This window comes from uncultured Thiothrix sp., assembly GCF_937876535.1.
Classification (GTDB): domain Bacteria; phylum Pseudomonadota; class Gammaproteobacteria; order Thiotrichales; family Thiotrichaceae; genus Thiolinea.
The window spans coordinates 503,660-516,960 of sequence record NZ_CALFHZ010000021.1 but is presented as its reverse complement, the minus strand read 5'-3'; the positions used below and the strand labels follow the sequence as shown (position 1 = coordinate 516,960).

General features: G+C 45.3%; 13 protein-coding genes and 2 tRNA genes. 2 read left to right on the top strand and 13 right to left on the bottom strand.

What is annotated here, in order from left to right; translation table 11 throughout:
* Nucleotides 1–194: 194 nt before the first annotated feature.
* On the top strand, nt 195–731 hold the full coding sequence (locus tag Q0230_RS17050; RefSeq protein WP_298611976.1) for a hypothetical protein: 537 nt from the start codon (nt 195–197) through the stop codon (nt 729–731).
* A 185-nt stretch (nt 732–916) separates the two neighbouring features.
* Here Q0230_RS17050 and Q0230_RS17045 read toward each other — a convergent pair whose 3' ends face one another.
* From Q0230_RS17045 to rlmE, 7 genes are all read right to left on the bottom strand, one after another.
* A complete protein-coding gene (locus Q0230_RS17045) occupies nt 917–1,600 on the bottom strand; it encodes a YafY family protein (RefSeq protein WP_298611969.1) in 684 nt (227 codons plus the stop codon).
* Between the two features lie 8 nt (nt 1,601–1,608).
* The gene (locus tag Q0230_RS17040) at nt 1,609–1,983 is read right to left on the bottom strand and encodes a VOC family protein (RefSeq protein ID WP_298611965.1); all 375 of its coding nucleotides are present in this window, start codon (nt 1,981–1,983) and stop codon (nt 1,609–1,611) included.
* Nucleotides 1,984–2,247: 264 nt separating this feature from the next.
* Nucleotides 2,248–2,826 carry an alkylphosphonate utilization protein gene (locus Q0230_RS17035; RefSeq protein ID WP_298611962.1) on the bottom strand — a complete coding sequence of 193 codons (579 nt, stop codon included), beginning with the start codon at nt 2,824–2,826 and terminating at the stop codon, nt 2,248–2,250.
* Nucleotides 2,827–2,845: 19 nt separating this feature from the next.
* Nucleotides 2,846–4,177, bottom strand: coding sequence for a phosphoglucosamine mutase (gene glmM / locus Q0230_RS17030; protein WP_298611959.1), 1,332 nt, complete (start codon nt 4,175–4,177; stop codon nt 2,846–2,848).
* Nucleotides 4,178–4,210: 33 nt separating this feature from the next.
* Nucleotides 4,211–5,017 carry a dihydropteroate synthase gene (gene folP, locus Q0230_RS17025; protein ID WP_298611956.1) on the bottom strand — a complete coding sequence of 269 codons (807 nt, stop codon included), beginning with the start codon at nt 5,015–5,017 and terminating at the stop codon, nt 4,211–4,213.
* Between the two features lie 67 nt (nt 5,018–5,084).
* On the bottom strand, nt 5,085–7,010 hold the full coding sequence (gene ftsH / locus Q0230_RS17020) for an ATP-dependent zinc metalloprotease FtsH (RefSeq protein WP_298611953.1): 1,926 nt from the start codon (nt 7,008–7,010) through the stop codon (nt 5,085–5,087).
* 59 nt (nt 7,011–7,069) lie between these two features.
* On the bottom strand, nt 7,070–7,690 hold the full coding sequence (gene rlmE, locus Q0230_RS17015) for a 23S rRNA (uridine(2552)-2'-O)-methyltransferase RlmE (RefSeq protein ID WP_298611951.1): 621 nt from the start codon (nt 7,688–7,690) through the stop codon (nt 7,070–7,072).
* A 47-nt stretch (nt 7,691–7,737) separates the two neighbouring features.
* On the opposite strand from rlmE, the gene Q0230_RS17010 reads away from it, so the two are divergent.
* Nucleotides 7,738–8,040 (top strand): YhbY family RNA-binding protein, encoded by a 303-nt coding sequence (locus tag Q0230_RS17010; RefSeq protein ID WP_298611948.1) that lies wholly within the window; start codon nt 7,738–7,740, stop codon nt 8,038–8,040.
* A gap of 67 nt (nt 8,041–8,107) precedes the next feature.
* Here the strand turns inward: Q0230_RS17010 and Q0230_RS17005 are convergent.
* The 6 genes from Q0230_RS17005 to Q0230_RS16980 all read right to left on the bottom strand — a co-directional run bounded on the left by Q0230_RS17005 (nt 8,108) and on the right by Q0230_RS16980 (nt 13,280).
* Nucleotides 8,108–8,184, bottom strand: a tRNA-Arg gene (locus Q0230_RS17005).
* An 83-nt stretch (nt 8,185–8,267) separates the two neighbouring features.
* A tRNA-Ser gene (locus tag Q0230_RS17000) sits at nt 8,268–8,358 on the bottom strand.
* A 68-nt stretch (nt 8,359–8,426) separates the two neighbouring features.
* Nucleotides 8,427–8,627: a carbon storage regulator CsrA gene (gene csrA / locus Q0230_RS16995; protein WP_298611945.1), complete on the bottom strand. Its 201-nt coding sequence runs from the start codon at nt 8,625–8,627 to the stop codon at nt 8,427–8,429.
* A 284-nt stretch (nt 8,628–8,911) separates the two neighbouring features.
* Complete coding sequence (locus Q0230_RS16990; protein ID WP_298611941.1) at nt 8,912–10,144, bottom strand: aspartate kinase; 1,233 nt, start codon at nt 10,142–10,144, stop codon at nt 8,912–8,914.
* Nucleotides 10,145–10,222: 78 nt separating this feature from the next.
* Nucleotides 10,223–12,838, bottom strand: a complete 2,616-nt coding sequence (gene alaS / locus Q0230_RS16985; RefSeq protein ID WP_298611938.1) for an alanine--tRNA ligase — start codon at nt 12,836–12,838, stop codon at nt 10,223–10,225.
* Complete coding sequence (locus Q0230_RS16980) at nt 12,825–13,280, bottom strand: regulatory protein RecX (protein ID WP_298611935.1); 456 nt, start codon at nt 13,278–13,280, stop codon at nt 12,825–12,827. Before Q0230_RS16980 ends, alaS begins: the two co-directional genes overlap by 14 nt.
* Nucleotides 13,281–13,301 lie beyond the last annotated feature (21 nt).

Here is a 13,301-nt window from a genome sequence, read left to right as displayed (position 1 = left end):
AACTCTTTTTCTCATTGATAGTCTAACCTAGCAATTAACCAAGTGGCTGGTTGTTATTAACGAATTTTTAAATAAGCCCCGCAACCCTAGCACAAAATTCGATCCGTGCCTCATGTCCATTTGTTAATGAAATTAGGTCAATGGCTCATAACAGTCTTAAGCTTTATACCAAAGTAAAATAGCGAGGAATTATTATGTACAAAAGCATTAGCAGTATCAGCACAGCGTTATTACTGGGCTTGAGTTTCAACACGCAAGCCGCTTCACCCATTACGAGCGTTTACACTGCATTAGAAGGTGCCAACTGCAAAACTTTAGAATCGCAAGTTGACGAAGGCGGCTGGTATAAGGGGCGCTGCAAAGGCATTGCTGGCTATGATTTACTCGTGATGGAAGGCGACATCCGCCAAACCATTACTGTAGTTGACCCCAAGAAAAAAGAATATCCTTTAGAACTTTGGAATACAGTCTCTAGTGGTTTTTCCAGCGTGGGTAGTAAAGCAGAATGGCGTGTTCAGAAACAAGGCAATAAACCCGTGCCGATTGCACTCATTGTACGTTTCAATGCCTCAGAAGACCCAGAACACCCTGAAAAAACTACTTCATATTTAGTGGTAAGCAAAATTACTACTGAGAGTAGTTGTGTCACCGATGTGATTAAGCCGCAAGCAAATGCGAATGAATTGGCAAGGAAATTAGCGGATCAGGCCGCAAATAAGGCTTGTAAATAGCTTGAGCTTTAAACAGCAGTATCAATAGAGTTTGTGATGCTGTTGTTTTGCTAAAATTAAAATACTTAACCTGCTAAGCCATCTTTAATAGCCACAACAATACACCAACGTTCCTCTAGAATTTCGTCCATAACTTACCTGTTCTATTAAAAATCTCAAAGCAAGCAACGTCATTATTAGACAAGCTACTCAAATCTAGAAAAACTCACAAAAAAGTCTGTTAAACTTTGCCCTGCTACTTCCTGAAATATAGCGGTATCTACCTGAATATCTAAAATACGATCCAAGCGAAAATTACGAAACCCGCCACGCAATTCACACCAGCTCGCTAAAGTCCAGGTTTGCCCCCAAAAAAACAAACCTAATGGTTTGACCTTACGTTGACTCAACTCACCATCTTTACGCTCATAATATAAATCAATATAGCGGTGCTGCCCAATCGCTCCCCTAACAATATCTAAGGTTTGTGCTAAATCAGTACGCTCACTATGACGAGGTACAAATAAATGGCTATTTAATAATTGATGACGCAACTCTTCAGGAATGACGGCGTAGACCTTATCCAAGACAGATTGTGCGCTCTGCCCTAACTCCGTTCCACCCCAAGCCCTCAGCATACGTACACCCAACACTAAGGCTTCGATTTCGGTGGCTGAAAACATCAAGGGGGGAATATCGAGGGAATAACGCAGGCGATAGCCCACACCTGCCTCGCCCTCAAGTGGCACACCAGAAAGGCTCAAATCCTGCATATCACGATAGATGGTGCGCTCAGAAACCTCCAAGCGCTCCGCTAATTCACGCGCCGTCACCAAACGCTTATTTCTTAGAATTTGGACTAATTGAAACAAACGATCAGCGCGGCGCATATTGACCTTCAGTGCATGGAATGGAGGCCAAGCATATTGCCTTCGGTGTCGTGTACCATCGCAATATGACCATTCTCACCAATAGCAAATTTATCTTTGAAAATCGACCCACCTGCTTCTACGGCGCGTTTAGCTTCCACCGCACAATCCTCACAAGAGAAATAGACCAAAGTACCAGCGAAGCCCGTAGGTACACCTTCCATTTTAACCAGTGCTCCGGTGGCACCATAGCCATGATCATCCATCGCAAAGGTTTGCATTTCTATTTTACCTTCTGGATCATTCAATGGCGCTAAACTGACTTGAAAAACTTGCTCATAAAATGCTTTAGCGCGCGGCATGTCCTGCACATAAATCTCAAACCAGCCAACTGGGTTACTCATGACTATCTCCTTATATGGTGTTTATTCATCAAGGGTTTAGTCTAAACCCTGTCTCCTGACAGCATTATGTCAGTAGTCATACAGGTATCTGTGTAAAGACGGCAAACCCGTCGTCGGTAGACAACCTACTCAAGTCGATACTCAAAGGTTATTCTGCTGTTTTTGGACAGCGCTTGCACCTTAAGCTTTGATTTACATAGATTAAATAAAGGAACCGCTAGATTGCTAGCGCCCCCTTTAAACTAAGTGAGGGAGTTTTGGCGTTTAACCCGACTTCTTCACAAACTGCGTCAGGATTACAATTTGCTGATCATTCACCCGACCTTCAATATGCTCAGGATTATCGCGCACCAAAGCAATATTACGCACTGCTGTGCCACGCTTAGCCGTGAAATTCGCGCCCTTCACTACTAAGTCTTTAACCAGAGTTACCGTATCGCCTGCTTGTAACACAGCGCCGTTGCTATCACGATGAACTATATTATCTTCATCAGACTGCGCTGTGTCAGCTTGTGCCCAAGCTAAAGTAGTCTCATCTAGATAAAGCATGTCTAAGGCTTGTTGCGCCCAAGCTTCGCTAGATAAACGCGTTAACATGCGCCAAGCTACAACCTGCACAGCAGGGGTCTGGCTCCACATGCTGTCATTTAAGCAACGCCAGTGCTGTACATTTAAGGCTGCCTCTTTAGGCATTTGGCTTTGACAATTAGCACAAAGCCAAGCACAGTCATCTGCTTGATCACCCGCCTTTGGAACTACTACAAAACTAGATAAATTTTCAGTAGCAGCACAAAGCTCACACTGATTCTGACTACGTGTTCTTAATTCTGCCTCAATCGACATACAAAATACTCAAAAAATTTTAGGCGGCGTTACGGACAACATCGGCAATCGCTTCGGCTAAACGTTTGGTTTCAGCGCCATCTTCACCTTCGACCATCACGCGAATCAGTGGCTCAGTCCCTGAGGCACGTAATAATACACGCCCCCGCTCACCTAGCTCAGTTTCTGCTTGTTTAACCGCATCTTGAATCGGTGTTGACTCATCTAAATTGATGCGCTGCTTGATCGGAACATTCACTAGTTTTTGCGGATATTTACGCATAATTTTCTTTAAATCATGCAAAGATTTGCCACTATATAGCATTGCCCGCAGCACTTGTAAGCCCGCCACAATGCCATCACCAGTGGAAATATGATCACGCACAATCACATGCCCAGAAGACTCGCCCCCCAGTACACATTGGTATTTTAGCATTAGCTCCATGACATAACGGTCACCAACTTTGGCACGATAAAACGGTATGCCCAAACGATTGATTGCTTTTTCCAAGCCAAGATTGCTCATTTGCGTACCAACTACACCAGCTTGTAAATAGTCACGGCCGCGCTCTTGAGCCATGACTGCGAGTGCTTCATCGCCATCAACGATCTCACCCAGATGATCAACCATAATTAAGCGATCGCCATCACCGTCTAAAGCTAAACCTAAATCAGCCCGATACTTGAGCACTGTTTCCCGCAAAATAGCTGTATCGGTCGCGCCACAATGATCATTAATATTAAAGCCATTCGGCTCATTCGCAATCGTAATGACTTCCGCACCTAACTCTCGAAACACATCAGGGGCGACATGATAGGTTGCACCATTTGCACAATCGACAACCACACGTAGACCTTTCAAGGAAAGCTCAGTGGGGAAAGCCCGTTTACAAAATTCAATATAGCGCCCCGCCGCGTCATTAATCCGTACCGCCTTCCCTAAGTCATTGGAAGCGACAGTGACTAACGGCTTATCTAAATAGGCTTCGATTTCCTCTTCCACATCATCAGGCAACTTCATACCATCCGCTGAGAAGAATTTAACGCCATTATCATGATAAGGATTATGCGAGGCACTAATGACAATACCAGCTGCTGCTCGGAAAGCACGAGTTAAATAGGCAATGGCAGGGGTCGGCATCGGGCCTAATAAGCGCACATTAACCCCTGCTGCGGCTAAACCCGCTTGTAAAGCAGACTCCAACATATAGCCAGAAATACGCGGGTCTTTGCCGATTAACACGAGTGGATGCCCGTCCCCTGCTAATACTTTGCCAGCTGCCCAACCTAACTTAAGTACAAAATCGGGAGTCATTGGCGCTTGCCCAATCGTGCCACGCACTCCATCTGTACCAAAATACTTTCTAGCCATCACTAAAATCCTACTTAATTTCTTAGGGATGCTTTATAGCACAGCTTGAGCTATTTTTAATGCTTCAACAGTCGCTGCAACATCGTGAACCCGCACAATTTTCGCACCCTTCACTGCAGCCATCACTGCTGCAGCCACACTGCCCTGCATACGTTCAGAAGCTGGGCGACCATTTAATAAAGCTCCAATCATGGCTTTACGCGATACACCTACCAGCAGCGGCAATTTAAAAGCTGCAAACGATTGTAAATTGCGAAATAACGTCAGGTTGTGCTCTAAATTTTTTCCAAAGCCAAACCCCGGATCCAAAATCAAGCGTTCACGAGCTATCCCTGCTTGTATACAAGCCTCAATACGCCCATGGAAAAACTCACCGACTTCTCGCACTACATCCTCATAATGAGGTGCTTGTTGCATAGTGCGCGGCTGACCCTGCATATGCATTAGGCAGATTAAAGCCTCTGCTTGTGCACACACCTCTAAACTACCTGCTTCTTGTAGAGCGCGAATATCATTAATGATTTCCACCTTATATTGCAGAGCTGCACGCATCACTTCTGGTTTACTGGTGTCAACAGAAATTGGAACCGCAAAGCGTTCGCGAATGGCAGCAATGATAGGCAGAACGCGCTCTAACTCTTCATCAAGGCTCACATCTTGCGCACCCGGACGAGTCGATTCACCACCAATATCAATGATGTCTACACCCGCTTGAATCATGGCCTCAGTTTGGTGGAGAGCTGCATCTAAACTATAGAAGCGTCCACCATCAGAAAATGAATCGGGGGTGATATTTAAAATCCCCATCACTTGCGTACCTGCTGTGCTGAGATCTAACATGCTCTCCGCTCCAAAAAGAAAGGCGTGGAATAATCCACGCCTTCATTAGCTCACTAATCAGTTGTGCTTAGTGCGAACCTGCAGGATCGCCTACCACTTCACCAGAACCTGCTTGAGGCAAACGGACTGAGGGTGGATTACCCTTGCCGTTATCATCTGTTTCTGTCCAATCAGCAGGTGGCTTTGGCTCTTCACCCCGCATAATGGCATCAATCTGCTCGCGGTCGATGGTTTCATACTTCATCAAGGCATTCGACATCGCATGCAGCTTATCCATATGGTCGATCAGAATTTGCTTAGCACGTGAATAATTACGCTCGATGACACCACGAATTTCTTCATCAATGGCATGAGCTGTATCATCTGACATTTGCTTATGCTGAGTAACCGTGCGGCCTAAAAAGACCTCACCCTCATCCTCAGAGTAAGCCAAAGGCCCCATGCGGTCAGACAAGCCCCATTTAGTCACCATATTACGTGCAATATCAGTCGCACGCTCGATGTCATTAGAAGCACCTGTTGTTACCCGCTCAGCACCAAAGATTAACTCCTCAGCGATGCGTCCACCATACAAACTAGAAATCTTACTTTCTAAACGCTGCTTGCTATTGCTATAACGATCTTCTACTGGCAAGAACATGGTTACACCTAAAGCGCGACCACGTGGAATGATGGTTACTTTATAGACTGGATCTTCTTCTGGCACATTAAGGCCGACAATCGCATGGCCTGCTTCATGATAAGCAGTCATCCGTTTCTCTTCCTCATTCATTACCATCGATTTACGCTCAGAACCCATCATGATTTTGTCTTTAGCTTTCTCAAACTCAATCATGTCTACTGTGCGCTTATTGGAACGTGCAGCAAATAGCGCAGCTTCATTCACTAAGTTAGCTAAGTCAGCCCCTGAGAAACCGGGCGTGCCGCGTGCAATTAAACTTGGTTTTACATCATCACCTAACGGCACTTTCCGCATATGCACTTTCAGGATCTGCTCGCGCCCACGTACATCAGGTAAAGGCACTACAACTTGGCGGTCAAAACGACCAGGGCGTAGTAAAGCTGGGTCTAAGACATCCGGACGGTTAGTCGCAGCAATAACAATAATACCTTCACTGCCTTCGAAACCATCCATCTCAACTAATAACTGGTTTAAAGTTTGTTCACGTTCATCATGGCCACCACCTAAACCCGCACCACGTTGACGCCCCACTGCATCAATCTCGTCGATGAAGATAATACAAGGTGCATGTTTTTTTGCTTGTTCAAACATATCGCGGACGCGGGAAGCACCCACACCAACGAACATCTCAACAAAATCTGAACCAGAAATACTAAAGAACGGTACTTTTGCCTCACCAGCAATCGCTTTAGCCAATAAAGTTTTACCAGTACCAGGCGAGCCTACCATCAGCACACCACGTGGAATCTTGCCACCTAGCTTTTGGAATTTGCTAGGGTCACGTAAAAACTCGACCAACTCCGCAACTTCTTCTTTAGCTTCATCACAACCAGCTACATCATTGAAAGTTACTTTTACTTGATCTTCAGTCATCATGCGTGCGCGGCTTTTTCCGAAGGACATTGCCCCACGTCCACCGCCGCCACCTTGCATTTGACGCATGATATAAATCCACAGGCCAATGATAAGCAGGAAAGGTACCCAGCTAATCACAATATCCCAGAAAATAGAGCGTTCTTCCGGGGCAGCTGCAGTTACTTTCACATCATTAGCTAATAAATCGCTAACCATTTGTGGATCATCAGGCGGAGTATAAGTGGTGAAACGCTCGCCATTTGTGGTCACACCAATAATTTTTTGCCCTCTGATATCCACTTCTTTCACATTCTTACTGCGTACATTTTGTAAGAAATCAGAATAAGACATAGCGGAAGCTTGATGACCAGGCTGTACGCTAAATTTGCTGAACACTGCAATCAAGACGAAAGCAATAACAGCCCAGATAAGCAAATTTTTGGTTAAATCATTCAAGAGACTATCTCCATTTCCGGTCTATTGACCCTCACGCTACCTTACAGGTTTCCGTGATACTACACCAAAAACCCTTGTCCAAGCACATAAACTTCACGACTACGGGGTCTTGAGGCTGCTGGCTTGCGAATTTTTACCGTTTTGAAATGCCGCCGAACCTCTTGTAAAAACTTATCAGAGCCATCACCCTGAAACAGTTTCACTAAAAAGGCTCCACCCGGCTTTAAGACTTGTTGTGCCATCTCCAAAGCTAATTCACATAGATAAATCGCTCGGGGTTGATCCACTGCATCCATACCACTCATATTGGGTGCCATATCGGAAAGTACAAGGTCTGCTTTTTCATCACCTAGTAAATTAAGTAACTCAGCTAAAACCGCATCCTCTCGAAAATCACCTAGCACAAATTCAACATTCGGAATTGGCTCAATTGGCAAAATATCACTCGCTACCACTCGACCCGTGCGTCCAACCAATTGCACTGCAACTTGGCTCCACCCCCCTGGTGCTGCTCCTAAGTCTACGACTTTGATCCCTGGGCGCAACACATGATCCTTATCTTGGATTTCTTTGAGCTTATAAACCGCACGCGAACGATAGCCTTCTTGTTGAGCTTTTTTCACATACTCATCATCGAAATGCTCACGTAACCATTTGTGACTGCTTTTGCTTCTTGCCATACTATCAACTTACTACTTAAACTCGCGCCTTTTTGGGAAGAACGGTTATGGAACTCACGGATGCACAAAGAAAGCGCTTAAAAGGGTTAGCGCACACCCTCCACCCTATTGTCTTAATTGGGCAACAAGGTCTTAAAGATACCATCTTGGTCGAATTGAATAATGCTTTGGAATACCATCAATTAGTAAAAATTAAAATTAATGCGGGTGATCGAGAGTTAAGAAATGAAATTCTCGAACAAATTCTTGAGCATGCTAGTGAGGCAATTTTAATTCAACAAATTGGTAATACCGCTGTGTTATACCAACGTAACCCCGAACGCCCCTATTTACTCTCTTCCTCCCAATAAAACCTTCGGGTTTTATTGGCCTAAAATAAAAAAGGCCTGCACAATTATGATGCAAGCCTTTGGTATATGGCGCGTCCAGAAGGATTCGAACCTCCGACCGCCTGGTTCGTAGCCAGGTACTCTATCCAACTGAGCTATGGACGCTTTCTGAAGGCGCGTATTTTGCGCATTTCACTTTAGTAGGTCAAGAACTTTTTTAAGTTTCTTTTTACTACTTATCTCATAAATGGCGGAGAGGGCGGGAGTCGAACCCGCGATGAGCTTTTGGCCCATGCTCCCTTAGCAGGGGAGTGCCTTCGGCCTCTCGGCCACCTCTCCGTACAGAGAAAATCATGTTTATTTATGAAGGCCGCAAGAATACATGGCTTACAGGCTTTGGTAAAGAGTTAATTTGAATTTTCTTCGCTTACAGCTGGTTCTGTCGTTTCATGGTGAATTCGTTCGTAAATTTCTTCACGATGGACAGCCACATCTTTAGGTGCGTTAATGCCTAGGCGTACTTGGTTACCTTTGACTCCTAATACAGTGACGCTGACTTCGTCGCCAATCATCAGGGTTTCCCCTACCCTACGAGTCAATATCAACATAACGCAAATCTCCATATCGCTGCATTTAATTCACCGAACTTCTTATAGAGTCTGAAACCCTAATACTCAGAACAGCAGTTAGTTGCTCAACATTCCCACATAGCGACTGAACTGAGCCTTAACTTTTATACTCCCTGTTGTACTTTTACCATTAAGTGGTAAAAAGCAACAGGAAATTATTTAGGATTTAAAAAAATTTTCTACACCGCCCATAAAAAAGCCACCACAGTTAAGGACTTAACTGGATGGCTTTTAAAAAAACTAGAAAAACTTAAAATAGGTATTTAGGCAGATAAACCAAAGGCTTTATGCAACACACGCACCGCTAGCTCTAAATACTTTTCATCAATAACCACCGCTACTTTGATTTCAGAAGTAGAAATCATGTGAATATTGATGCCTTCGTCTGCTAATACCTTAAACATCTTACTAGCCACTCCAGCATGCGAACGCATCCCTGCACCCACAATAGCCACCTTGGCAATATTCTCATCGCCCTCCCAGCCCTTTGCACCTAAAGCTTCACAGGTGCGTGCGAGGATTTGTGTTGCTTTGGTGTAGTCATTTTTATGTACAGTAAAGGTGAAGTCCGTTGTACCACCAGCACCACCAACACCTACATTTTGCACAATCATGTCGACTTCGACATTGGCTTCAGAAATAGGACCTAAAATTTGATAAGCCACACCCGGCCGGTCTGGAACACCTTTGACGGTTAATTGGGCTTCATCACGGTTAAAGGCAATCCCACGAACCGATACTTCTTCCATTACTTCATCCTCACGAGTAACCAGTGTGCTTTTGCCCTCATCAGTTTCATCAAAGCTCGACAGCACACGAATAGGCATATCATATTTATAAGCGAATTCTACCGAACGAATTTGCAAGACTTTAGAGCCTTGGCTTGCCATTTCCAGCATTTCTTCCAAACTTAAAACTGGAATATGCTTGGCTTTAGGCTCAATCCGTGGGTCAGTCGTATAAACCCCATCTACATCGGTATAAATTTGGCACTCATCCGCTTTTAAGGCGACGGCTAAGGCCACACCAGTGGTATCAGAACCACCCCGCCCTAAAGTCGTAATGCTGCCATCGGCGGTTACACCTTGGAAACCAGCTACAACCACTACCTTACCTTCACTCAAATCTTTGCGAATGGCCGAACCATCAATATCCATAATACGGGCTTTAGTATGCGCATCATCGGTCAGAATACGCACTTGACCGCCGGTATAAGAGCGCGCTGGCTGGCCTTTTTTCTCTAAAGCAAGCGCCAACAAGCCAATCGTGACTTGCTCACCTGTTGCCAGAATAGCGTCTTTCTCGCGCTCAGAACCCGTTGGATTCACTGCATTAATCAGTGCAACCAGCTTATTGGTTTCTCCTGACATTGCAGAAACCACCACCACGACATCATTACCCTTCTGCCGCCAACGGATGACCCGATCAGCCACCGCCGCTATGCGCTCCGGCGAACCAACCGAGGTACCGCCGTATTTTTGTACGATCAGTGCCATGACTTACCTTCAATCTATAAAAATAACTACCCCCTCAAATGAGGGGGCTAAGACTATAATCTTTTTTTCAAAGAAATACTAAACGCGTTCAGCAACCCAAGCTTGAACCGAATCTAAAGCTTTCGGTAAGGCAGCAACATCACTTCCACCCCCTTGTGCCATATCCGGACGGCCTCCACCTTTACCACCTAATTGACCTGCGACAAAGCCTAACAAATCTCCTGCTTTGACTTTAGCGGTTTCGTCTTTAGTCACACCGGCTACGAGACTTACTTTGTCATCTGCAACTGTTGCTAAAATTACTACGGCCTTACCCAATTTATTTTTCAGTTGGTCAACCGTATCACGCAAGGACTTAGGATCAGCACCTTCTAAATTCGCAGCCAAGACCTTAATACCTGCTACATCAATCGCTTGATCCGCTAAATTAGAACCCGCTTGTGAAGCAATCTTGCCTTTCAGTTGCTCTAACTCTTTTTCTAAAGCCCGATTTCGTTGCACCAAAGCTTCAGTTTTGTCTAACACTTCATTGCTGCTCGATTTTAATAAGCGCGCTACATTGCCAAGACGAGCATTGACCTCATTTAACCAAGCCAGTGCATTTGCGCCTGTGACTGCTTCAATCCGGCGAATCCCTGCAGCAACCCCGCCTTCACTAAGGATTTTAAATAAGCCAATATCGCCAGTACGCGCCACATGGCAACCACCGCATAATTCAGTGGAGAAGCCAATCTGCATGACGCGCACAATGTCGCCGTACTTTTCACCGAATAAGGCCATCGCCCCGGCTGCTTTAGCTGACTCCATATCCATCAAGCGTGCAGAAGCCGCCGCATTCGCGCGAATTTGCGCATTTACTAGCGTCTCTACCTCAACGATTTGCTCAGCAGTGACCGCTTCTGGATGCGAAAAGTCAAAACGCAAGCGCTCTTCATTGACCAACGAGCCTTTTTGCTCAACATGCGTTCCTAAAACTTGACGTAAGGCGGCATGCATCAAATGCGTCGCTGAGTGATTGAGAATCACCGCTTTACGACGAGTACTATCGACTTCAGCAGTCACGGTAGCACCCATTTGAATACTGCCAGTTTCTACTTGCCCGAAATGGATAAAGGTTTTGCCTTGTTTTTGCGTATCGGTAACCCGAAAAACACCCGTACTAGTTTTTAAATAGCCTGTATCGCCCACTTGACCACCAGACTCTGCATAGAAAGGCGTATTGACCAAAACAATTTGCCCTTCTTGGCCAACGGTTAAACTTTCCACCGCTTGGCCTGCGCTAAATAAACCAATAATTGAGCTGGTTTCACTTAAAGTATCATAACCGTGAAAATCGGTTTCGCTATCGATTGCCAACTTGTCATTATAGTCAGCCCCAAATTTACCCGCTGCACGCGCACGCTCACGCTGGGCATTCATGGCTGCTTCAAAGCCTGCTTCATCTAATTTTAGATTACGTTCGCGCGCAATATCAGCGGTCAAATCGAGCGGGAAACCGTAGGTATCATAGAGCTTAAAGACCGTCTCACCGTCGATGGTATCGCCTGATAACTCAGCAATCGCATTTTCAAGGATTTTCATCCCTTGCTCTAGCGTTTCTGCAAAGCGACGTTCTTCTTTCTCTAAAGCTTGCTCAACTTGAGTTTGTACCTTCACTAACTCAGGATAAGCAGCACCCATTTCATTGACTAGAGGCTGTACTAACTTATAGAAGAACGGTGCTTGCATACCAAGCTTGTAACCATGCCGAATCGCCCGACGAATAATCCGCCGCAAGACATAACCGCGCCCTTCATTCGAAGGCAATACTCCATCGACGATTAAGAAGGAACAGGATCGAATATGGTCAGCAATCACTTTTAAAGAGGCACTATTGGGATCAGTACCAGCAGCCGCTAACTCAAGTGCTGATTTGATCAGTGCTTGGAATAAATCAATTTCATAATTGCTATGCACACCTTGCAAAATGGCCGCTAAGCGCTCCAAACCCATCCCCGTATCAACGGATGGTTTAGGCAAACGACGCATTTCACCGTCTTTGGTACGCTCAAACTGCATGAAAACGAGATTCCATATCTCGATAAAGCGGTCACCGTCCTCTTCAGGTGTACCTGGAGGGCCACCCCAAATATGTGTGCCATGATCATAGAACACTTCAGTACAAGGCCCACAAGGCCCTGTGTCACCCATTTGCCAGAAGTTATCTGAAGCGTAACGCGCACCTTTATTATCACCAATCCGGCTAATCCGGTCAGCTGGAAAACCAATGCCTTCTGACCAAATCTTAAAGGCTTCATCATCCTCAGCGTAAACGGTGACCCATAAGCGTTCTTTGGGGAGCTTCAACACGTTGGTTAGAAACTCCCAGCAGAAGCGAATTGCATCTTCTTTGAAATAATCGCCAAAACTGAAATTGCCAAGCATTTCAAAAAAGGTGTGATGCCGCGCGGTATAACCCACATTTTCCAGGTCATTATGCTTGCCGCCCGCACGTACACAGCGTTGTGCTGTGGTAGCACGCACATAAGAGCGTTTATCCATCCCAAGGAATACGTCTTTAAATTGCACCATCCCTGAGTTGGTGAATAAAAGCGTGGGATCATTGCCGGGCACTAGCGAACTGGAAGGCACGATTTCATGGCCTTGGCTAGCAAAATAACCTAAAAACTTTTGTCTTAACTCAGCACTTTTCATGGAAAACCGCATTAATTGTTTCTAAATAAAAGCCCCTCCCAGCTAAAAAGCGACTTTGACGGGCACGTTCAGGCCAATCAATGGGGAGAGTATCGCCAAATTTTTTCTGCCGTTGATAGGCCGCTAAAGTTTGCCAATCAATTTCAGCTTCATCTAATACGGTTTTAGCTAATTCAGACTCCACCCCTTTTTCACGCAGTAAATGGGAGAGTTTTAGTGGGCCATAACCTTTTGAAACGGCAGAACGCACTAGCATTTCTGCATAGCGTTGATCGTTCAAATAATCAGATTGCGCTAGCTTATCTAAGACTTGCTCAATCAGGCTACTATCTTCTGTCAAACTTGCTAATTTTTTTGCTAATTCAAGGCGCGAATGCTCACGTAAAGCAAGCACTCGCAAGGCTTTGGCAAACAGCTCAGCTTCTGTGGCAGAAGCCGACACTATAGCACCTGTAGAGGTAGA

What these genes read in the sequence shown, in the direction of transcription:
- Q0230_RS17010 (WP_298611948.1), top strand. Translation starts at nt 7,738, where the DNA reads ATGGAACTCACGGATGCACAAAGAAAGCGCTTAAAAGGGTTAGCGCAC.
- Q0230_RS17050 (WP_298611976.1), top strand. Translation starts at nt 195, where the DNA reads ATGTACAAAAGCATTAGCAGTATCAGCACAGCGTTATTACTGGGCTTG.
- folP (WP_298611956.1), bottom strand. Translation starts at nt 5,017, where the DNA reads ATGTTAGATCTCAGCACAGCAGGTACGCAAGTGATGGGGATTTTAAAT.
- csrA (WP_298611945.1), bottom strand. Translation starts at nt 8,627, where the DNA reads ATGTTGATATTGACTCGTAGGGTAGGGGAAACCCTGATGATTGGCGAC.
- alaS (WP_298611938.1), bottom strand. Translation starts at nt 12,838, where the DNA reads ATGAAAAGTGCTGAGTTAAGACAAAAGTTTTTAGGTTATTTTGCTAGC.
- Q0230_RS16990 (WP_298611941.1), bottom strand. Translation starts at nt 10,144, where the DNA reads ATGGCACTGATCGTACAAAAATACGGCGGTACCTCGGTTGGTTCGCCG.
- Q0230_RS17040 (WP_298611965.1), bottom strand. Translation starts at nt 1,983, where the DNA reads ATGAGTAACCCAGTTGGCTGGTTTGAGATTTATGTGCAGGACATGCCG.
- rlmE (WP_298611951.1), bottom strand. Translation starts at nt 7,690, where the DNA reads ATGGCAAGAAGCAAAAGCAGTCACAAATGGTTACGTGAGCATTTCGAT.
- glmM (WP_298611959.1), bottom strand. Translation starts at nt 4,177, where the DNA reads ATGGCTAGAAAGTATTTTGGTACAGATGGAGTGCGTGGCACGATTGGG.
- Q0230_RS17045 (WP_298611969.1), bottom strand. Translation starts at nt 1,600, where the DNA reads ATGCGCCGCGCTGATCGTTTGTTTCAATTAGTCCAAATTCTAAGAAAT.
- Q0230_RS17035 (WP_298611962.1), bottom strand. Translation starts at nt 2,826, where the DNA reads ATGTCGATTGAGGCAGAATTAAGAACACGTAGTCAGAATCAGTGTGAG.